Genomic DNA, 21,978 nt, shown 5'->3' with positions numbered 1-21,978 from the left:
GTCTGTTTCAATATTTTAGTTGGATGCTCCTGTTGCCCCTTCAACAAGGTAATCAATGCTCCAGATTCCTGCTCTGTCAAGAGTTTCACCTTCCTGCACCCGAACTTTACCAGTGTTGTCTTTGATTGGTCCTACGAAAATAGGATGTTCGCCGGCCTCAATCTGGGCACGTACTTCCGCAACTTTGGCTGCTGCTTCCGGAGTTACCAGATCAGACAATTCAGCAAGGTCTACGTAACCGTCAGCCATGGTTCCATAATAGCTTTCAGGCTTCCAGGTTCCATCCAGGATTTCCTGTACTGTTTTGATGTAGAATGCTTCATGATGCCAGATTGGAGCTGTTAAGAATGCTCCCGGTGCTGCTTCTCTGCTGTCCATGTTGTAACCGATAGCATAGGCACCTGCCGCTTCCGCTGCAATCTGAGGTCCGGTTGTATCGCAGTGCTGTTCCAGAACGTCACAGCCCTGAGCAAGTAAAGCTTCTGCAGCTGCCTTTTCATTGGCTGCGTCAACCCATGCGTTTGTGTAAACTACTTTTACTTCCGCATCCGGATTAACGGATCTTGCACCAAGAGTAAAGGCATTGATTCCGATCAGCAATTCTGTGTAAGGGAATGCTGCAACATAGCCGATTTTATTGCTTTTGGTCATCATACCGGCAACGATACCTGCTAAATATCTAGGTTCTTCCATTGCTCCGAAATAGTTTCCGAAGTTGGTGTCATTCATTTTATTACCTGAGAAGTGAATGAAAATGGTGTCCGGATATTCCTGAGCCAATTCTTCAAGAGTGTCCATGTATCCAAAGCTTGTCCCGATAATCACTTTGGCACCCTGATCCATCATGTTCAAAGCTGCGCTTTTTACTTCCTGCTTTTCTTCAGGAACGTTTTCTGCTGTTAATGTAGCAACTTTTCCGTCAAAATAATCTTCCATAGCCTGTCTGCCACGATCCTGAGCTTCGGAGAAACCGCCATCAGATTTAGGTCCGATATAAATGAAACCAACGGTCAGTTCCGGTTCACCCTTTGCAGTTGGATCTTCTGTGTCGTTTCCTTTTCCGCCGCAGCCAGTGAAAGATGATATCGCCAGAACAAGAACAAGTAATACTGCTAAAAACTTTTTCATAACATTTTTCTCCTTCGTAAATTAATGGGCTGTTTAATAAAATTTATGCCTTATTATAACCTTGTCTGTCTATACTCGTAAATAGATTCAGGCAAAAATCTTTATGTTTTTCGCCATAAAATACATTTAAGTTCGTATATAATCGAACGTTATGTAAAGTTTTTATGTTCTATGTTCGTTTTCTATAAAAAATTGATCTTACCTTCCTTTATTGAGTCAATGATGGCAAGAGATTCAACGTGATACCCTTTTTCCTTTAACCGATGGCTGCCGCCTTGAAATCTTTTCTCGATTACCGCACCGATTCCCACCAGCTCAGCACCTGCCTGCTTTACTAACTCGGCCATTCCTATAGCAGCCTCTCCATGTGCAAGGAAATCATCCAAAATCAGGATCCTGTCTTCTTGTGAGATATATTTTTTAGATACCTTTACGATGGATGTTATGCCTTTGGTAAAGGATTTGACCTCTGCACCGTAAAAATCTTCCGTCATCGTGTTAGGCGTGGCCTTCTTCGCAAATACCACCGGTACATTTCCGAAGTATTTTGCAGCCATACAGGCAATCGCAATACCGGAGGCCTCCACAGTCAGGATTTTCGTCACACCCTGCCCATGAAATCTTCTTTCAAATTCCTTTCCGATCTCATCGACCAAGGCTACGTCGATCTGATGATTCAAAAAGGAATCTACCTTTACTATTTCTGTTCCGATGGCAACACCATCTGCCTCAATTCTATCCTTTAAAGCCTTCATTTAATCCTCCAAATTCGCTCGCCTGAGATTGTCTGCGAACTGCTGCTGTCTATAGTATGTCCTATGAACATTGAATCATCCTGCTCATAGGAACCAGTTACAAAAAATACAGTTTTATTCTACAGAAAATCGGGGTGAAAATCAAGAATATTGTCAAATTAAATCTAAGAATGTCACAGCAGCATTCGTTATATCCTAATTTATGGATTCAAAAAAATCCGCAGAGAAATTTCTGCGGATTTTCCAAAGTTCTTATTTCTAGATATAATAAATGGACCTTTGAATAAAATGGTCGATAAATTTTCTGGTCCTCTCTTCCCGGGGGCTTGCAAAAAATTCGGATGCCGAGTTTTGTTCCACGATCAGGCCTTCATCCATAAAGACAATCTTGTGAGCCACATCTTTGGCAAACTCCAGCTCATGAGTCACGATGATCATGGTTACCTTTTCTTTTGCCACATTTCTGATTACCTGGAGAACCTCCTGCACCAGCTCCGGATCTAATGCCGATGTAGGTTCATCAAAAAGGATTACCTTTGGGTTTAAAGCCAAGGCTCTTGCTATGGCTACCCTTTGCTGCTGCCCTCCGGAAAGTCCGTAAGGATAATGGTGTGCCCTGTTTTCCAACCCCACTTTTCCCAGAAATTCTTCTGCTATTTTCATGGCACCCTTTTTGTTCATTTTCTTTACCGTAATCAAGGCTTCCGCAATGTTCTCGATGGCCGTTTTATTTGCAAATAAATTATAGTTCTGAAATACCATAGCAGTATTTCTTCTTGCAGCCAGCAATTTTTCCTTGGTAATATGATGCGCATCAATCACCAGATCGTCCAGCTTCAGGATCCCATCGGAAGGGGTTTCCAGTAAATTGATACATCTCAGCAACGTGGACTTCCCGGATCCGCTGGGCCCGATAATGGCAACGGTTTCTCCTTCTTTTACAGAAAGATCGATGCCCTTCAGCACGTGATTTTTCTTAAAATGTTTATGCAGATTCTTAATTTCTATCATTCTGCACACCTCTTTCATTTCTGCGCAGCCGCTTCTCCAGAAGCGCCATCAGGCGTTCCAAACCAATACAAATTACCCAATAGAGCAGCGCTGCCACAATATAGGCTTCTAAAATTCGTGAAGTCCTTCCTCCTACAATTTTTGCCAATCCCATGATTTCCGGAACGGAAGCGGCAAAAGCCAAAGAGGTATCTTTCAACATGGCGATAAAGTGGTTTCCGATATTCGGCAAGCCAACTTTCAAAGCCTGGGGAAGGATGATCCTCTTCATGCTTTGATAAGTGGTCATTCCCACAGAATAAGAGGCTTCCAGCTGTCCCCGGTCAATGGATAAGATGGCGGCTCTGATGGTCTCTGTCAGATAAGCTCCTGCATTCAGGGCAAAAGCCACGTAGATATAATAGATCGCAGGAATGAAGGAAATGTCCATAGCAGTGCCGAACTCCGCATTGACCGCCCTCAATACGATGGGTATTCCAAAGTAGGATAACATGATCTGCACCAATAAAGGAGTCCCTCTCATAAAAGAGATGTAGACTGCCGTTATTTGCTTTAATACTGGGATGTTATAGATTTTGATCAGCGCTCCGCAAAGACCGATCAGGATCCCGGCTGAAAAAGCGATCACTGCAATGCTGAGGGATACCGGTATTCCCTTAGCAATTGCCGGAATGGATTCTATTGCATAAGAAACATCGAATATCCCTTTCATTTTTCCCTCCGCTGTCGTTTATTTTGTATAGTCTACACCAAACCATTCGATGGATAGTTCGGATAATCTTCCGCTTTCGAGAAGTGTGGCCAGAGCCGCGTCTACTTTATCTCTAAGCGCTTTGCCTTCGTCATTTTTCTGGAATATGAAGTAAGTAGGATCTGCTGCGATTCTTTCTCCAACTACGTCAATTTCAAGTCCCTGTACTTCCGCTTTATCCTTTGCCATAATAGGATCGTTCACCGTTGCATCGATACGTCCTGTTTGAATATCTTCCAGAATGGTTACGATATCCTGCTCGTAATATTTGATGGTCAGAATGTTTCCGTTTTCAGCATTCCAGTCCTCTACCAAACGGGTAAAGGAATCCCCTACCGTAAGTCCAATGGTTTTTCCCTGCAGATCTTCCAGGGACTGAATGTCGGTACGGCCTTTTTTCACGATGATCTGAGATACGCAGGTAAAGTATGGATTTTCTGTCAGGTAGTACTTTTCTACTCTGTCAGGGTTGGAGGTGATCTGGTTGGCTAACATCTGGAATTTATTCGCATCCAGGCCTACAAAAAGGCTGTCCCATGGGCCGGCTACAAAATTAAATTTTAAGCTGTTGTCAACTTTTTCAATCTCTCTGAGTACCTCCAGGTCATAACCCGTCAGGGTTCCGTCTTCAGCCGCAAAGCTGAAAGGATTATAGGTTCCCATGGTTCCTACGTTGATGACATCCTGTCCCTGAGCATTGCCATTTTCAGAATCATTCTTTGATTCTTCTGCACCGCCGCAGGCTGCCAGACCAAGTGTGAGTACGAGGATGAGTAATGCAATAATTGGTTTTTTCCACTCTTTTTTCATGTTTCTGTCTCCCTTTAACATTTTTTAGATAATATTCTTCTATTTATAAATTTCATTTATATTTTACTTGCTGCTGTGTTTTTTCAATCCTATCTTGTAAGAAGACCTGCATCCAGAACATATTGGCTTCCGGTAATATATCTTGCTTTTTCACTGGCAAGGAACAGGACGGAATCTGCAACATCTTCCACCTCAACCCAGGGCACAGGCAGCAGGTTTCCGGCTGAACGCTCGGCAATTTCTATTGGGGTAGATCCTTCAAGCTCCGCCAGCCCGTCATTCATAGGGGTATTCACCCCGGTAGGATGGATGCTGATGACCCGGATATTATATGGAGCCAATTCTATGGCCTGGGATTTTGCCAGGCCTACAAGGCCATGCTTGGATGCGGAATAATGTGAAATCCGGTTCATCCCTCTGAGACCGGCAACTGAGGAATTATAGATGATTACGCCGCTTTTTTGATGAATAAGATGCGGAATGACATATTTGGATGTCAGCCAGCTCCCCTTCAAATTGATATCAATCATGGCGTCCCATTCTTCCTCGGTTAATTCGTGTGAGGATCCATAGGCACAGATACCGGCGTTGCTGAAGAGAATATCAATGGTACCAAAGGATGTAACCCCATTTTCCACTGCTCCTTTGATATCCTCTGCATTTCTCACATCTCCGGCAAAGATTTCAATCCTGCCGCCCAGCTCCAGCACTTCATCTTTTAAGCGCTCCAAATCTTCATTAGAAGAACGGTTATAACTAGGGTAAGCGATTTTTTCTCCAAGGTCGAAGGCGATGATGTTAGCACCTTCCTTTGCGAATGCCAGGGCGACACCTCTTCCCTGTCCTTTTGCAGCGCCCGTTATAAATACCGTCTTATTCTCAAATTGTTTTGTCATAGGTCACGATCTCCTTGTTTTTTTAGTAATTTTTGTTGTTTTCTGCCGCTTTGTATCAGGCTCCGGATCTATCGCTTTTTATCAGGCTCCGGATCGATCGTTTTTTATCAGGCTCCGGATCTACCGCTTTGTATACGGTACCAGTTCTTCATCCAGTTCCACTTTCAAAGCGGTGTTAATCAGATTGGTGGCTATCATTATGCTGCCAAATGCAGTTAAGGCAACGATTTCTTCCTCATTGAAGAATTTCTTTAGTTTTGAAAAAAGTTCTTCGGAAATTCTATGGGGATTGGAGACCAAAGCCCTGCCGTATTCGATCACTGCGCTTTCCTTTTCTGTAAAAGCAAAGGAATAAAAATCAATTTTCAAGTCATCCAGAATTTGCGCGAAAAAGGTAGAACAAATCAGGCAGTCGTTTTCCGTAGAAATGGCATAACAGAAAAAATTGACTCCTCTTTCCCCCAAAAACGGTTTCACCACATCTCTCAATGTGTACCATTCCATCAGGGCTTTATAGGCAGGCACCGAATGAAGCAGTGTTTTCTTCATATTCGTGATTCGCCCGTTTCGTTCAATCTGATCTTCAAAATGCTCTTTTACTTCTTGGGAAGCATCTTCATAATTTACTTGTGATATGTAGGCCATTTCCCATTTCCTTTCTATTTTTATTTCATAGTATTCCCATATGTATTATGTATTTCGATTATAACTGCCCCCTGGACCTTTGTCAATAGCTTTTATCGTATTCATATAGAATTAATATGATATTTCTTCGGATGTTTTGCAAAGCAATGTGGACGTCCTTTTGATTTCCGTAAATATATCGCTGAAAGCGATATTGACTACATAATAAAAAAGCACCCTTTGGCAGTGTGCTCCATCCACACTGCTAAAGGGTACTTCCTAAATTTGCTTTTTAATTTCTAATTGTTGCTTGTATCTACTTTTAATCTTAATTCTACATTACCGATAGGAGTTTTCATTCTGGTTTGATAGACAGGACATTGGCTGCTCTCCTTATCGGAATTGTTTCCTTCCATAAATTTAGGAGGAAGGATATCACAGATGACTTTCTGCTGGGATAAATCGGTCAGGGCATTCCCGCTGATAATGTTTGCCAGTTCTCCGATTGCGGATTTTACAAATTCATCAATTTCATCGAATTCCATGCCGCACATGGTCTTTACGATTTCCAGGGTAGTATCCTTGGGAAAGCAATAGAGAATTTCCCCGGAATAGTCTCCGATAATGCCTATTGCAATTTCAACATTGCCTTGGGAATTTTCCGAAAATGCTTCTGGCGTATCCTCCATTACATCAATATCTAACAAAAGCTTAAATGTTTGACATGCTGCTTTTGAAAAAGGGGCAAGAATATTTTGGCTCATTTTAATTCCTCCTGTCTCTTGGCGTATTCAGCGATTTTTTGATCCGCGGCTGCCACGTGATTGATCAGCCAGGTCAGCAATTTTCCGGCAAATTGCTGCATCAGTTCTTCCTTGCAGCCTTCTTTTTCGTATTGCTCAGAGACAGAAACAACATAGGCAACCATATCGTTATGTATTTTGCGGTGTTCTTCACGCCCCGGGTATCCGATTTCATCCTGATAGGCCTCTTCATCTTGAAAATGCGTCACCACATAATCCTTCATGAACGTCAGGGTATCATTTACTTTTTCTACTTTCTGCTCCCATTTTTGTTCCGATCGCAGGGTCTTCACAAAAGTACTTACACGGCGGAAAAGCTCTTCATGCTGTTGATCAATGACTGAAACTCCTACTTTGTATTTTTCTTTCCAAATCATGTTGTCATCATTCCTTTCTGCGTTATTTTCTTCATCTCCAGAATATATACACAGCAATCAGGCTCTTAAAACAGTAATCTGAAATTCAATAGTACTCATTTTCTACAAGGAAGTAATCTTTCTAAGGCATTCTCTGGTATTAGCCTCTTCTTTGATGCTGGTTAAAAACACCAGGTAGTCCTCTGCCATTATCTTTGTATCTCCTTTGGGGATCAGTTCTTTCCCTCTGCGCTTTACAGCGATTAAAAGACAATTCCGGGGAAGTTCCAATTCCTTGACAAGCCTGCCTTCGGCCGGAGCCCCATGGTGAACAATCATTTCAATCGTGATCCTTTTGCTGTCATCATGTTCTCCTTCCACAACTTCCTTTTCTTTCAGCATATTCTCCAACAGCGTTTCATAAATCGGCTTACTCTTTAATAAGTCAGCTACAATAAAAGCAACTACCGAAACGACTGTAAGAGATAAAAGCTGGTGAAATGAACCCGTCATTTCGATCAGCAGAATGACCCCTGTGATTGGAGCTCTCACAATTGCAGTAAAATAGCCGGCCATTGCAAGTACCACGAAATTGTAAAACAAACCGGAATCAAAGCCGAGATAATTTATTGCAATATTTCCAAAGACTGCACCTATAATAGATCCCAGAATCAGCAATGGAAAAAAGATTCCGCCAGGAGCACCCGATCCAAAACTTATCATGGAGAATAAAAATTTCACTGAAAAAATGATTAATAAAAATAGAATTCCATTTTCTAGCTGAAGCTCACCGATGATATGATGTCCTCCGCCCAATACCATAGGGAAAACCAGTCCTATAATACCTGCGCAGACAAATGGTATCACGGGCCTCCTTTCAGCAGTCAGCCATTGTGCTTTCTTATATAGTTTTTGGGTATACACTAAAATATAATTATAGAAGGCACCCGCTGCTCCCAGCGTTGCGCCTATCAGAAACAGGTACCAGTAACCTGACAAGGGTATGCTGCTATCGATCGTAAAATGAAAGATTGTTTCGGTTCCGAAAATCAATTTAGAGATAAAATCCGCAACAATTGCAGACACCATCGTTGACAGCAGGATGACCGGCGAAAAATATTTAAAAATTTCCTCAAGAGCAAACATAGTACCAGCTAAAGGAGCGTTGAATGCAGCGGCAAGCCCTGCGCTTGCGCCGCTGGCAATCAGAATCTTTTTCTCTGTTCTCGAATTAGCCAGCTTATCGCCTATGCCCTGGGCTACACATGCACCTAATTGAATGGAGGGTCCCTCCCTGCCTAAGGATAATCCTGCAAGAATAGAGATTGCTCCTCCTAAAAATTTCGCAATCAAAGTACTCAGCCAACTATTTTTAAAATATCCTAACAGAAGACCTCTTACTTGCGGAATGCCGCTTCCGCCGATCATGTGGTATTTTGAAGTTAGCATACCGATAAAATAACCTGTCAGACCAAGACCTGCAAAGACCAGCGGTAAATAGGCCATATGTGCTCTAAGTAACGCATAAAATTGGAAGGAATACTCCTCTGCCTGTGTTAAAACGATTCGGTACAGACAGGTTACGATCCCTGCCAGGATACCAACCAGAATGCTTTTCAATAAAATAGACTCTTTTTTAGAGTCAATATTGATTACCGCCTTGTAATTATTATGATATTGAACCTTATGTAGCATTTTATTATCCTGTCCTATATTCCATTAAAAGAAAAATACACAAAACTATAGCTTCAGTATACCACAGCTATTGAATTGACTCAATCTGTAACATGTTTGCAATGATTATGTATCAAAATTTTCAAAGGTTACGATTTTACCGGCTTCGTCAATATAGAAGTTTGCTTCGTATACACTGTTTATGAAACTATACTCAGCGTTGTCATTATACTGCTTTATGATCGCAGCCTCGCCGACCCCGCACTTTTTTGCGTACTGCCTTGAGGACAGCACATTGCCAGTGTCACAATCGTAATACCAAACGGTCCTGTGTCGTCCGCCTCCTGCCTCAGCGATGCCATAAGCTTCGTTTATCACAAGGGCAGCAGCGCCTTTCCTTGTGTGCACCTCGTAATCAACCGAATATTCAGCCAGCCTTTCCTTGTAAAGCAGAGAATAATCTCCCGCTTCAAATTGGCGGATTGCTTCCAGATGGTGCTCCAGATTGGTATTTGAGTTAATGGCATCCCCATTGCAGACATTGTCCGAAACCCTCGGCAATTTGATATTGACCCGGGAGATATATGGCTCCCCTGTGTTCCAGGACATTCCTATTTTCTCCCAGGGCAGCTCTATTTCTCTGGAAAACGCCGCAGCTGTCTCAACACGAAACTCACTTTTTTCATTGGCCGGTTGATTGACCAAATTCTCAAACTCACTGGCGCCGCCATAAACATATCTTCTTTCATACGCGGAGATCATTTCTATAAAGGATACCTTCCTGTCCTTGATGTAAAAAGTAATATCCCTGGACGTCTGATCCTTTGGAAAATAAAAATAAGCATAGTCAAAATCCTCATTCCGCTGATAAATTTCGTTATAGCCCGACGCCTCGCCCTTGTCGAGATAATACAAATCGTCCGGGTACAAGCGCAGCAGGTCTTTCTCGGATGAACCGGCGGCAATGCCTCTATAGGTTTTCGGCTCCCACAGTCCATCGGTACACATATAAATGACGACTGCAAGCGCATCATCTGCGTCAGGCATATTGTAATTCAAGGTTCTCATGAAAAACCCGGCCTTTCCTCCCGATTGTCTGCGAGGGCCGGGGCCCACATAGGAAATACTGGTCCAATAATCCGCATAATAATCAGTATAGTCCAGTTTTCTGCCGGTTTCTTTCATATAGGCCGGTAAGGCAAATTGCCTGTCGTCGAGACTGATTGTCCGGAAATCCTCACCATCCGTAAAAATAAAAGAATATTCATCAATGACCCGGAAGCTGTCCTCCGTAAACTCCGCATCGTAGTCAAGCAAGTGCTCCTTTACATACCTTTCGCACCATCCGTCGGAGAATTCATGGGTTCTTGTCATACCACTGCTCCCGTTAATCTTGTCATCCACATAGCTTGCAATTAAAAGTAAATCCCCGGGCGCTGAATCAGAGGTATACGGAGTTATTTTTTCAAAGGAGATCCAGCCGTCCTCGTCCAACTCAAAGGATAAGCTTTTCCCCTTCAATTCATTTTCATCAGGAAGAAGCCTATAGGAGAAGAAATAAAAATCGTAATAACCTGATTTGATGCCATCAATGACCCTTTGTCCTACCAGCCTGTCATAAACGTCGATTCTCTTTGCAAGCTGCAGGTTGGTAATCTGGCTGTCCAGGATTTTAATTTTTGCAAGCTCGTCATTATCGTCGAGAAGGTACCAACCGCTGCTGTAAAACTGTATCATACGGTCGACTTCCTGCTGGGCCAGTTCAAGAACCTCCGGCGGCGCATCCACTTTTTGTTTCGTCGGAGCAATAGCTTGATTGCTGTCCTCTTTCTGACTGCAGCTGCAAAGCCCAAGGCCGGAGAAAATAAATATGCTGCACAATAAGATACAGAGTATTCTTCTTGTATATTGAGGTCTAGACATTGTTCATACCTCCTTGCTTACAGTAAATTTTATACAATTATATCATAATTTGCAGCAAGTTATTAGTCTTATAAATAAACCATCTTGGTGCAAACAACGCAGCTTCGCCTGCTCGACGATCCAACCGCTCTGTCTTCTTCAACAACAACCTTGCCAGTATCCAAATTGATTTTTAATAAAACCCTGCTCTCACCAGAATCTGAAGTGTATTTTTTACATTCAACCGAGAAAATATTATCGGTTATGGAAGGCTCTGAGGTAACATTAAAATAACAATCTCCCTGAATTTGGTTTCCCAGACTGAATTCGCGTTCCGGCTCACCGCGTTTTCTCACGATAAACTTATCATTATTACCAAAAGGTGATAAGGGGTATTCTACATAATACTCTTTTCCATAATAATAATCCGTCCACGTTGCCCTAGGCAATGTTGAGCCAATTATGCCGTCGGAAATAATAGGCCGGAAAGGATTCCCGCTTTCAATCCGCAGTCCATTCTGCTTATCGTATGAATATTCCCATCCAAATTCTTCCACGGCAAACTTCCAGGTCAGCGGGAAATAGGTTATGCCGCGAAAGTTTAGGATGGGATATTCTTCTTTCCGATTATCGAGAAATTTTTTCGGATTTGTCGTATTTAACGCAATGCCGTATTCAGCAACTGTGGCAGTATATCGTTTCTGATTTGGAGTTTTCGTTGAAATAATTTTTAATTCCTTCGCACGTTCCTCCGCTACGCCCACGAATAAAACGCTTTTCTCGCCATACTCGCGGCACGTCTCATACCAATTCGCCTTCACTCCTAAAAATCTGGCGTAATCATAGGCCATAGGAAAATACGTAATATCCTTATACAGCAATAATGGATATTGGTTATACATGCTCTCCATCGTCTGCCTGTTGACGGTAACGGGAAAACTCGGAATTGTAACCGGTACAGATTTCGCATATACCGCTGTTGGAAACAGTAGCATGCATAAAATGCACAATGGTAAAATACGTTTAATTTTCACTGTTTATTTCCTCCCTCCAATGCAAGCACGATAATCTGATTTATTATAGCTTGAAAGCCCCTAATTTGAAAAGTATTTTATGAAGAATGACCTACTTATTCGCTGAGTAGCTACTTTATCCTACTGAATTTTTTATTCAAACAGACAATTTGCATCTTACATTGGAATTTAAATTATACTATGTTTCGCTAACATGTTATTTATAAAATTTTTCATTTCAATATCCTCTTTTCTTACAAAAAAGCCTATCTTGGTGCAGGCAAGAGGACTTTACAGCTGCTCCTGCCGTCGCATCTGCCGCCCTACGCCGGCTCGTTCAGCCGGCTTGTGCCGCTCTCTGCAAAACAGTCCGGCGGACTGTTTCGCCACGTTCGCGCCTGTTCAGGTTCTCTTTTTAGTTGAGTTTTTAGGTGGATATAGATGGCACTTATAATTATAATTTTTAATTTCAATTTATTTCCATGTATTCCTATATTTATATTGATCATATCTTTACTTCCTCTTATAATTAACTTAAGGATTGCCGCTGGCGGTTAGTCACTTTCCTGTAAAGGAGGTGATGCCTCATGATTACATATTCAGAACTTTTTCAGTTCTGTTTAGTAATGATAGGAGTTATTACTTTGAGTTTTAAGCTCAAGAAATGACAGAAAACCGCCACTAATGGACGGTTTTCTAAACAATCGCGTTTAGGACTAGCCGCCGTCAGAAAAGCGGCAATCCTTTTTAATACATTATAACCTCTTATCTAGATATAATTCAAGCCAAATATTTTTTTAAGTATAATAACATATTCAGCGTTCTCATTTTTCCATTTTAACACCTATTGGTGCAGGCAACGCAGGCTTCGCCTGCTCCTTCGCTCACTTTGTTCGCTACGCTGTCGTATTTTACATTACAGCTAAAGCTGCGTAAAATACGCAATTTAACTCTCACCTCCGTCGGTTCGAGTCCTCCTGAAAGCAATAAAAAATGAGATGCTCGAAAGAACATCTCATTTTTTATGTATTGTGCATGGAAAAATGATATCAATTCATTTTTGAGGGGGAGTCGAACTATCACTCAGATATCTGTTGATACTTCATTGTAACATAGCCTTTGCGTTTCACTTTTAAGGTTAATGAAACTAGTAATTTTATTGCAAGTCCTGTTCTGATTCTAATAGTTCTTGTTCTTTAGCTAGCTCACGTTTTAATTCTTCCTCCGTCGGCATATATAATTTATACTTAGAAGCAAAAATCTGATTATTATCTTCGGGCAAGGTATATTTAACAACTGAATCACTTTTATCGGCACACAGGATAATACCAATTGGAGGGTTGTCTCCCTCATTCATAAGTTCACGCGTATAATAGTTTACATACATTTGCATCTGACCAATATCCTGATGTGTAAGTTTTCCAACCTTTAAATCAATAATAACAAAACACTTTAGAATATAATTATAGAAAACAAGGTCAATGTAATAATGTTCCCCATCGAATGTAATGCGTTTTTGTCTCGCCACAAAAGAAAAACCCCTGCCTAGCTCTAATAAGAAGTTTTGCAAGTGGTTAATTAAACCTTGCTCGATATCCTTTTCATAAAGATTCTGAGACTGTTGCAAACCCAAGAATTCAAGCACATAAGGATCACGGATAATGTCCTTTGCATCGATGCCTTGTTCCAAGGTCTGAATTTCATTTCTTACGCTATCTTGATCTTGACTGGACAATAATCTTTGGTAATAAAAACTATTGATCTGCCTCTCAAGCTGCCTTGTACTCCAATGGGATTTCGCGCATTCATCCAAATAAAAAGTCCTTGCTGTACTATCTTCCACTTTTAAAAGTAAGCGATAATGCGTCCAACTCAAATTAGTACGCAGTGCGTTCCAATTTGAGAAGGAACTATAAAATGCACGCATATTACTAAGGTTGCGAACCGTATATCCTTTTCCAAATTCTTCTGTTAATTTTTCAGATAAAAATTTTAATAAACCTGCTCCATACTCTGCACGTTCATTTTCACCCTGTGCTTCGTATATCTGCTTACCTATATTCCAATAGGTTTCTACCATTACAAAATTAACCGTAGAATATACTTTTTTCTGAGCTTCCGTTACCGTGAGGCGTATATTTTCATAAACATCATTTTCTAATACATGAGTCAATTTTTCTAACCTCCTTCGCTAAATCAAGGCTTACAATTGTTTAAAATAAGCCAAACTTCATCTGCATTAACACTTACATAAAGTATTAGCCCGTTAAGCGTTGCCGGAATTACTTGCTTTTTTCTTTCTAGTTCTCGCTTCTTTTGCTGCTAGTTCACGTTCAGGTCTATAGGCATTATAAATGAAATGATATAGATAAAAATAAGTACCTTTATGCTCAGGATTTTCATGCTTGGTTTTTAGAACATTGTTAAATCCCTCTACTTCTTCAATGTCTCCAATTATTCTAAAATCATTATTTATATTAAAACTCTTAAGAGTATTTAATCTGCTTTTTAAAATTGAGCCTATACGAGTTGACTTATTATAGATGATTGTAAAACCAAATAAGATATTGCTATCCATATAACCGATTAACTGTTTTATTGACTTTTCAAAATTACCCCACTCTTTGTTTTCACCAACAGCGATCGGTTTGTAAATCCCGTTTTCATATTTATAAAGGTAAAAATCCAACTCTCCTATTCCAACTTTGGAATATCCTGCTCTAGCTTCACGTTCAATATATAAGCCCTTTTCGAGAAAAAGTTGCTTTAAAGAATCATGTATGGAATCACTAAAATCAACCTCCGAACATTGCTTATTAAAAAAACGAGAACGTCTTTCATACAGCTGTAATAAATTATAAACGCTCCTAATAATATAAGTCTCATTATCAATAAATGAATCTTTTTCTAACATTGATGCATTTTCCTGTCTTAATTGTTCATACTGCTCTTTTATATCATCAGGCATTAGGTCCGTATACTCATCCAGATCAATACTAAAAATTTTTTCACAGACTTGAGGATTTTCCTTATACTGCTCAAAGAATTGCGGTATATCTAAAAAGTCAAAGTCTTCAAATAAAATAGCTTTATAATTATCTACATCGTTTAGATAGTCTAACACGTCAAAATCATCTTCATCATCAACAACAAAAGTGGTCTCAGCATCAATATCCTCTAGGCTAATCTGTTCTAGCAAATCGCCTTCCATCTCCGCAGTTACCTCGACCCACCATTCAATCAGCATAAAAAGAGCATATCCATATATGGGTTTCAAATATTCCCTCTTGTATGAGTCCCTAGTCATCTCCTTCAGTTCAAAAACAATATTTTTGCAAACATCAATACTATTTCTTACACAAAATGGCGGAAAAATCTCTATTAAAAATGTTTCATAATCCCAAGCTTCGCAGTCGGTTAACAATAGATCTATCATATAATAGACATTGTTGTTTATTTTCTCTATTACATTTTTTGATAGCTCTATGGTTATTGGAAGCATTATGATCCCTCTCTCTTTTGTAAGTAATATTATATTATATTTCTCCAACATTTCTGAACCAAAGAGAAAATTAGATAGCTAAATCTAACATATCAAGAGGTTTTTTAATAATATAAAATACACAGTTGAGTTATATCATTAAGAAACACTCCTGCTCGATTCCATATCTCTCGGCTACTAATGAATCGATAAGCTCCTGAAGTAACGGCTCTTTCAATTTTTTTAATTTTTCTAATGTCTGTAACTCTATGGGTGTACCATATCCCAGATCCCGATATTTTCTATATATTTCACTGTCCATCATAAAGGGCTGAATCTCTGGGAATACTTTTTTTCTTATATATTTAAAGATTCTTATGCCGCCATAATCCAAATCACTACTATGCAAAAACGTAGTTGCTTTGTTATTACCTTTCAACTCAGATTCGCTATAAAGCACGTTTCTTAGGTTTACTAAAAAATCTCTCTCTTTTGGTGAAAAGAAACCATGAGTGAAGATAAACAATGTCCCTTCTTCAATTTCTGACGATTCAAAGTTTGCTTTATTTTCAATTGTAACGATACGATTAATACTTTGTTCCGGGAGAATTTTCACATGCTTGAGCGTTTTGCTATTTAAAGTAACACCATATTTGTAATCAGATAATTCTAAACGTTTTGCCTCCAATTCAAGGCTTAGATTACCTTTTACATACAACTGTTGCGCATAATCTTCCAAAAAAATCTGTTCCAGCACTTGTGAATCATCCATGGCATCATCAACATCCGGGCAATGCTTACAAGCAATACTTATAATAACCTTCTGTAGATGGTTTTCAAATTTTTTAGAATCAGATAAAAACTTTGCGCTGAATATTCGTTTATAGGTGGGTTCATTTAATGAATCTAAGCCTTTCATACATTCAAGAAATTCTGATTTTTTTAAGTTCAGCGGAATATTTCCCTTCTCAAGTTGGATAAGCAGGCTTTGATAATAAGCTGCAATCCAATTTTTCTGCAGCTTTGGAAGTTCATTTTTAACCCTGCTATAATAATCTGCAAGAAGTTCCTGTGGCCTTACCTTTCCCGTCATTTCATACAGCACGGGCATACTATCCATATTGTACCTTATATTTAGAATCTCGCTTTTTCCGTCATACCATTTGACAGTCAGGAGGCCCATCTTTTCCAATTCTTCTGCCTGCCTTAAAAAGTTTGATTTTCCAATTCTATCATAATCTAATTGCTGCGGTTGAAAATTTTTATTTCCGCTAAGCTTACCCAAGCGGCCCTGCGGACTCTTATCATTTTTTTCAATTAACAAATCCACTAATCGCATAAAAGTCCACCTTTCTCATCAAACGTTTAAACATCTGAACGCAGTTCCATAAAGTCTTTCTTTTCAAATTCCTGGATAGAAATATGCTTTTTGCTCGGATTCGCGTAGACAAAGGTTTTGTCTACGCTGTCCAGATAGCTTTGAATTTTATCGTTAGTGGAGCTTATAATTGCCTGAAAGCCAAAGTCTCGGATCAGTTCTATACAGCTTGCCACCTTTTCCGCGTCCATTTTAGAAAAAGCCTCATCAAGAATAACCAGCCGGATCGTTGGGTTTCTCTGGAGTTTAGGCGACAGATCGATTCGATAGGCCTGCACAAAGCTGGCAAGCAAAGCCACATACAGAGGGTTTTGCCCTTCCCCTCCTGAATTTTTCCGGATCATTTTCCCTAGTTTGATATTGATCTGTTCATCATCATTTTTTACGATCTGTTCCATATCAAATGAAAGATAGGTTCTGTAGTCCGCATACTTTTCCATATTTTTCTTGGCCTCTTCCAGTTCCTTGACTGTGGCGTTTTCCGGAGGTATGAAGATATTAATCAATTCTGCAATCAAATCTCCGTACTGCTCTTCATGAGACATGGAGAAAATATCCAACTGATTCTCCAGACTGTTCTTCAGGGAAGAAGGCTTGATTTCGAGGTTTTCATCCATAAACATCGGATAAAACCGCCCGTCTGCGCCTTTATTTTTTTCAATCACAAATTTATAGCAGTCTTTGCCGAATTCCAGTCTGCTGATGATTTTATTCAACTGATCCTTTTGTTCCATCGCGTTCTTTATGGCGCTTCTGATTTTAAATACAAAATCATTTTTAAACATTTCAATCGCGTCTTTCGCCTGCTCGGATGCTTTTTGGTATAGTGCATCCAGATCATCGTATTGCAGCTTTTTCAGCAGCTGTTCATATTCCGTATTTTCTCTGGCTTCTAAAGCAAACGATCGATTGGGGCGTTTTTGGAGGTATAAAAAGCGTTCTCCTCTTAGCTTTTTCATAAGTTCTTCTGCTTCGTTTAGTGCAATTGAATGCTTGTCCTGATAGTTAATGCGTAAGCTCCCATAGTTCGTGCTGACCTTTCTATCCTTATTGCCAATACATCGGAGCACCTCATCTTCCCAATCAACTATTTTGTTGAACTCTTTTTCTTTCTGAGTCAGAAGTTCAGCCTTTTCAAAACGTTCATCATTGTTTTTATCTATTCTTTGCTTGATTTTATCAATTTCTATTAAAAGACCGTCATTTTGTTTATTTTTTCCCTTTAGTTCTACGTCTATTGCTAGCCTTTCCAGTTTCCAGTTATCGATATTCTTTTCTTTTAAATCGTTGATTTGCTTTTCCAGCTCTTTCCGTTCTCTTTCTTTTTTATTTATCTCCTTTATGTCGTTCAGCCAGCCGGCGTAAAGACCTGCCTCTCCCTGGAGGTGCTCCAAAGAGAGGATTCTGTCCGCCTCCTGACTCGTCTTTCTAAGTGGCTCTGTTGTCTTGTCAAGACTTGCGATTCGCTCTTCTATGATTCTGATTCTCTGCTTTCTGCTGATTTCGCCGATAGCGGCATACCGTGTATAATGAGCCGGGTTGATATGCTGGTATTTGAATCCGGAATATAATTCGCAATTTCGGGTGATTCCCGTGTGCTGTCTGCGAAGTTCCTCTATGTTGTCACATTTGATCACTCTACCCATCAAATAATCGATATAGGGCTGTACGTAATCAATTTTGGTACTGACTTCTCTGGATAAGGCTCCCTGTTTGACCTCCCAGCTTCGTCCTGAAACCTTTTCGGTATCCAGCACGGAAACCCTGTAGTACTCCTTTTTATCAAGCTTTCGATAAAGCTCCATGGCGGCCTTGGCACAGTCCGGCGGCACAATAAGCATTAATTTGTTACTGGCCATATAGCCTTCAACCGCATCTCTCCATGCTTCATCCTCCACTTCAATTAGATCTGCCAGAACCTCAACCTTCATGTTTCTGCCCATCTTTTGACGAAGCCCCTCCTGAATCAGCCTGCGGGCGTTTTCCAGTTCTTTTGGATAAGCGGTTTTCCCCTGCTTGAGTTCTTTCAGTTCCTCCTGAAGCTCCCTTTTCTCTCCGATCAGCTTTTCAATTTCTTTGTCCGCTCCGATTTTTTGCCTTCCTACATCTCTTCGAATTTCCTCTAAAGCTTCTTTTAAAGGTGGAATTCCTTCCTTTTTTATCTGAAAATTCTTAAAATCTTCGATTGCCCAAATCACAGGATTTGGAGTTATGTCCTGATCCTCCCATTCTTTTAACCTCTCTGCAGCTTTAATCCAGTTTCCTTTGCTTTCAGTTAATCTTTGAATTAGCTGATTCAATGTGTTTAGTTGGTTCAGTAAAGTATCATAGCCTGAGGCTGAGATTTTTACGATCAAGTCTTCATCTTTATCTTTCAATTCCTTTATTTGCTTCTCAAGCCCGTCTTTTCTTTGTTTCTGGGCAACAAGATCTTTATTATAACTTTCATCCTTTAATTTGCATGTTTCTTCCTGCTGACGTATTTCCATCAGCTCCAGTGAGTCTACAAAGTATTTCAATTTCTGTGTTTCTGTTTCTTTAGAAAAAAAAGCATCAAAGGCATGCTGAATCGCAGAAAGCTCTTTTACCTCTTCCTGGATATCTTTGATCTGTCGGCACATACGTCCGTATTGCGTTACGCTTTCCTGCATATCTTCGATATTGGTATCCTGTTCGATACAAATATATTCCTTGACAAACTCCGAGAGCTTCATATCCATTTTAAACGGAATCGCCTTTTTAAAAAGCTGCGGGAATCGCTCCTGATTTAAACCTCCTAAATAAGCATCATAGAGCTTTGTTCGAAATCGCTCATTTGTACTTTCAAAATAATACTGATCCGCCGGATAATTATTCCTGATAAATTCTTTCACTTCATCTATGGACATGGTTCTTTCAGCAGTTCTGTAATAAGAGTCCGGCAAAGGGCCTTTATGCCAGAAGAACGTTTTGCTGCATTCATTATTAGCCGTAATCACATCGAACGCTGTGCCGATACATTGTTTCTCACCGGTATCCGTACGCCGCAGTTCCATAACGATCGTAGTGGAAAAGTTTCTGTTGCGAAGATACGTATATTCGTTATCCTCCTTTATATTGACCATTCCCCTCAGATATTCAATCAATGTGCGGTCAGAATCGTCCGTAGCCGCTTTATTAAAAAAACTCCTGCCGTCGGTATTCGCGTACAGTAAAACCTGCAAGGCGTCAATAATTGTAGATTTTCCGCTGCCCGAATGCCCCGCAAAGAAATTGATCATCTCATTGAATGACAACACTTTTTTATCGATATAATGCCAGTTATTCAGGCATAATCTGCTTAAAGCTTCAAATCTCTGATTCTGTTCCATTCATTTCCTCCTCGTCGGAATCCATTAGTTCCTCTTCTGTTTGATTCAGTTGCGCTTTTTCCCCATTGACGCAGTAAGTTTCAACCAATTTTCGGATATCTTCCCCGAGTAGAATCATATTTATGGTAGGATATATCATGAATCTGGCAGTCAGATCACTTTCATCACTGTTATCCAGAGGTTCTATTATTTGATATTTTTTCAGTAATCTGAATGTACTCTTGATATCATTTCCGGTAGGCTGACGCGTCAGCAGATTAAATCCTGCCATCTTTTCCTGCACTTCTGCCCTGCCGGTAATGACAAAGCTGCTGGTAGATGCAGTTGACATCTGCTCATCAAATATAACCTTCAATATTAAGATGAACTTGGTCGTATACTCTGACAGCCTCGCTCCGATCTCCCTCTCCCCACCGTCCAGATAAATAACACCATTGGAAAGATCCTGTCTGACCTGTATATCCGCAATACTGAAATAATCCCGAATAAACTCCATCAGTCCGCCATCGCAGGCCCGAAAATCTTGATTGACCTGCATCCGTTTCTGTCTTTTGTCATATTTCCTCTCCAACAGATAAGTCTGGCTAAGCAGTGTCTTGATAACATGTGTGACCTTTTCTTTCTCTTCGGAACTCAGTTCCTCGTACTCGTTTATCATGCACCTACCTGCTTTCTCCTAAAAGTTATTTTAGGGTAACGATATCTTTCCGTTTCTATTTCCTGGCCTTCTTCTATCACTTCAAACCGGCTGTTTCGCCGAATTGAATAGTCGTAAGCTAAAATTAATTTTTCAAAGTCTATATCACTTTGAACGGTATTGTCCGTTACCTCAAACCGATCTCCCTTTATACCCGACTCTATAAATTCTTCAATTTGCATTTTGCTGTATTTATTGTGGGTCCTGTTCATGCGCAGAATTTCTTCTTTTGTCAGGTCCTGCTGGATTTCTGTATCGGGCTCCAACTGAGCGGTAAAGTCCGATTTCGTTTTCCTCTTCTTGTAAAAGCGCCGGCTCGACATAATTTCCATATTCGTAAGATGAACAAAAGAAGCCGCATCACGTAATGTGTCGGCGGCATTGCTGCAATTTTCCGACGAGACATAATTTAAAAATTGAATGATCAGCCCCTTTGTATCCCTGTCTTCGTTTATAAGGTAATTTAAACGGGTTACCGTTGCGCGGACATACTTCGTATGCTCCTTATCCATAAAAAAGATCCGCCGTTCTATTTCGTCAAAGCCTCTGCTGATTTCTTGGACCAGATTTAATTCCTTAGTATAACGGTCCAGAAGCAAACGGTTCTCGTCAGAATTATCTAAAGTGAATACTTTCTCAGACGTGCGCTCTTCGATCCCTCTTAGCCAGGACTTGATATCGTTTTTGTATAGATAAAAATTATCCGATGTTTTAAGAATATGATATTTTTTCTTTACCACTTCTTCCACATAGACGTTCAAATGCTCTGCCAACAAATTTCCGTAAAATTCCTGATCCAACAGATTGGAAAAAAAGCGGTTCATATTATGTAACATATTTTGCAGGCTTTTATTCAATATCCTCGTATTTTGCATCGCATTATTCAGAAAACTGATATCTCCACGAGAATCATTCATATAAGAAAAAACTGAAGCATATACATTGCGAATATATACCTCTGCTTCGTCGTCGTTCTCATTATAAAGCCGCTCGAACGCATCGATCATTACAGCGGAATAATCCGGAATTACAATATTGGTGATACCCTGACTATAATCCTCTAATTTTTTCAGCCATCCCATCTTAATAAGTAAATTCAGTGTCCTTGTGGCAGGCGGCTGTGTTTTGTCGATATCCGATTCCTGATCTTCATCCTCCAGATTTATTATTCGTACATGAAAAAAGTTTGAGATCACTTGCACACATACGTCCCAACTAATGAAATAATTGTTGTATTGATATTCTTCATTAAGATTCATCAAGACCTCAATATATAAAATCCTATTCTTAGTTCTGAATAAACCCCAAAAACTGTCTGGCACGTTACTGATTAGCTGCATAATCAATCC

The 21,978-nt window shown here is 40.1% G+C and carries 18 protein-coding genes; all 18 read right to left on the bottom strand.

Annotation, left to right across the window (positions count from 1 at the left end; translation table 11 throughout):
* Nucleotides 1–15 precede the first annotated feature (15 nt).
* The 18 genes from KCX82_RS06460 to KCX82_RS06375 all read right to left on the bottom strand — a co-directional run bounded on the left by KCX82_RS06460 (nt 16) and on the right by KCX82_RS06375 (nt 21,969).
* On the bottom strand, nt 16–1,128 hold the full coding sequence (locus tag KCX82_RS06460) for a BMP family ABC transporter substrate-binding protein (protein ID WP_227017629.1): 1,113 nt from the start codon (nt 1,126–1,128) through the stop codon (nt 16–18).
* 182 nt (nt 1,129–1,310) lie between these two features.
* A complete protein-coding gene (locus KCX82_RS06455; RefSeq protein ID WP_227017628.1) occupies nt 1,311–1,883 on the bottom strand; it encodes a xanthine phosphoribosyltransferase in 573 nt (190 codons plus the stop codon).
* A 258-nt stretch (nt 1,884–2,141) separates the two neighbouring features.
* A complete protein-coding gene (locus KCX82_RS06450; RefSeq protein ID WP_227017627.1) occupies nt 2,142–2,894 on the bottom strand; it encodes an amino acid ABC transporter ATP-binding protein in 753 nt (250 codons plus the stop codon).
* Complete coding sequence (locus KCX82_RS06445; RefSeq protein WP_227017626.1) at nt 2,881–3,606, bottom strand: amino acid ABC transporter permease; 726 nt, start codon at nt 3,604–3,606, stop codon at nt 2,881–2,883. Before KCX82_RS06445 ends, KCX82_RS06450 begins: the two co-directional genes overlap by 14 nt.
* 18 nt (nt 3,607–3,624) lie before the next feature.
* Nucleotides 3,625–4,455, bottom strand: coding sequence for a transporter substrate-binding domain-containing protein (locus tag KCX82_RS06440; RefSeq protein ID WP_227017625.1), 831 nt, complete (start codon nt 4,453–4,455; stop codon nt 3,625–3,627).
* Between the two features lie 89 nt (nt 4,456–4,544).
* Nucleotides 4,545–5,351: a mycofactocin-coupled SDR family oxidoreductase gene (locus KCX82_RS06435; RefSeq protein ID WP_227017624.1), complete on the bottom strand. Its 807-nt coding sequence runs from the start codon at nt 5,349–5,351 to the stop codon at nt 4,545–4,547.
* Nucleotides 5,352–5,471: 120 nt separating this feature from the next.
* Nucleotides 5,472–5,996, bottom strand: a complete 525-nt coding sequence (locus tag KCX82_RS06430; protein WP_227017623.1) for a carboxymuconolactone decarboxylase family protein — start codon at nt 5,994–5,996, stop codon at nt 5,472–5,474.
* Between the two features lie 278 nt (nt 5,997–6,274).
* Nucleotides 6,275–6,739, bottom strand: coding sequence for a chemotaxis protein CheX (locus tag KCX82_RS06425; RefSeq protein ID WP_227017622.1), 465 nt, complete (start codon nt 6,737–6,739; stop codon nt 6,275–6,277).
* Nucleotides 6,736–7,155: a bacteriohemerythrin gene (locus tag KCX82_RS06420; RefSeq protein WP_227017621.1), complete on the bottom strand. Its 420-nt coding sequence runs from the start codon at nt 7,153–7,155 to the stop codon at nt 6,736–6,738. The genes KCX82_RS06425 and KCX82_RS06420 overlap by 4 nt, the downstream gene beginning before the upstream one ends.
* 102 nt (nt 7,156–7,257) lie before the next feature.
* The gene (locus KCX82_RS06415; RefSeq protein WP_227017620.1) at nt 7,258–8,829 is read right to left on the bottom strand and encodes a ClC family H(+)/Cl(-) exchange transporter; all 1,572 of its coding nucleotides are present in this window, start codon (nt 8,827–8,829) and stop codon (nt 7,258–7,260) included.
* A 105-nt stretch (nt 8,830–8,934) separates the two neighbouring features.
* Nucleotides 8,935–10,731, bottom strand: coding sequence for a hypothetical protein (locus tag KCX82_RS06410; RefSeq protein ID WP_227017619.1), 1,797 nt, complete (start codon nt 10,729–10,731; stop codon nt 8,935–8,937).
* A gap of 68 nt (nt 10,732–10,799) precedes the next feature.
* A complete protein-coding gene (locus KCX82_RS06405; protein ID WP_227017618.1) occupies nt 10,800–11,744 on the bottom strand; it encodes a hypothetical protein in 945 nt (314 codons plus the stop codon).
* Nucleotides 11,745–12,879: 1,135 nt separating this feature from the next.
* The gene (locus tag KCX82_RS06400; RefSeq protein ID WP_227017617.1) at nt 12,880–13,896 is read right to left on the bottom strand and encodes a PDDEXK nuclease domain-containing protein; all 1,017 of its coding nucleotides are present in this window, start codon (nt 13,894–13,896) and stop codon (nt 12,880–12,882) included.
* A 93-nt stretch (nt 13,897–13,989) separates the two neighbouring features.
* A complete protein-coding gene (locus tag KCX82_RS06395; RefSeq protein ID WP_227017616.1) occupies nt 13,990–15,159 on the bottom strand; it encodes a hypothetical protein in 1,170 nt (389 codons plus the stop codon).
* Between the two features lie 196 nt (nt 15,160–15,355).
* A complete protein-coding gene (locus tag KCX82_RS06390) occupies nt 15,356–16,543 on the bottom strand; it encodes a Wadjet anti-phage system protein JetD domain-containing protein (protein WP_227017615.1) in 1,188 nt (395 codons plus the stop codon).
* Between the two features lie 26 nt (nt 16,544–16,569).
* Nucleotides 16,570–19,932, bottom strand: coding sequence for an ATP-binding protein (locus KCX82_RS06385; RefSeq protein WP_227017614.1), 3,363 nt, complete (start codon nt 19,930–19,932; stop codon nt 16,570–16,572).
* On the bottom strand, nt 19,910–20,590 hold the full coding sequence (locus tag KCX82_RS06380; protein ID WP_227017613.1) for a DUF4194 domain-containing protein: 681 nt from the start codon (nt 20,588–20,590) through the stop codon (nt 19,910–19,912). Before KCX82_RS06380 ends, KCX82_RS06385 begins: the two co-directional genes overlap by 23 nt.
* Complete coding sequence (locus KCX82_RS06375) at nt 20,587–21,969, bottom strand: Wadjet anti-phage system protein JetA family protein (RefSeq protein ID WP_227017612.1); 1,383 nt, start codon at nt 21,967–21,969, stop codon at nt 20,587–20,589. Before KCX82_RS06375 ends, KCX82_RS06380 begins: the two co-directional genes overlap by 4 nt.
* Between the last annotated feature and the right edge of the window lie 9 nt (nt 21,970–21,978).

Source organism: Sinanaerobacter chloroacetimidivorans (assembly GCF_018128545.1).
In the GTDB taxonomy this organism is placed as follows: Bacteria; Bacillota; Clostridia; order Peptostreptococcales; family Anaerovoracaceae; genus Sinanaerobacter; species Sinanaerobacter chloroacetimidivorans.
This window is presented reverse-complemented; position numbering and strand designations above follow the sequence as displayed.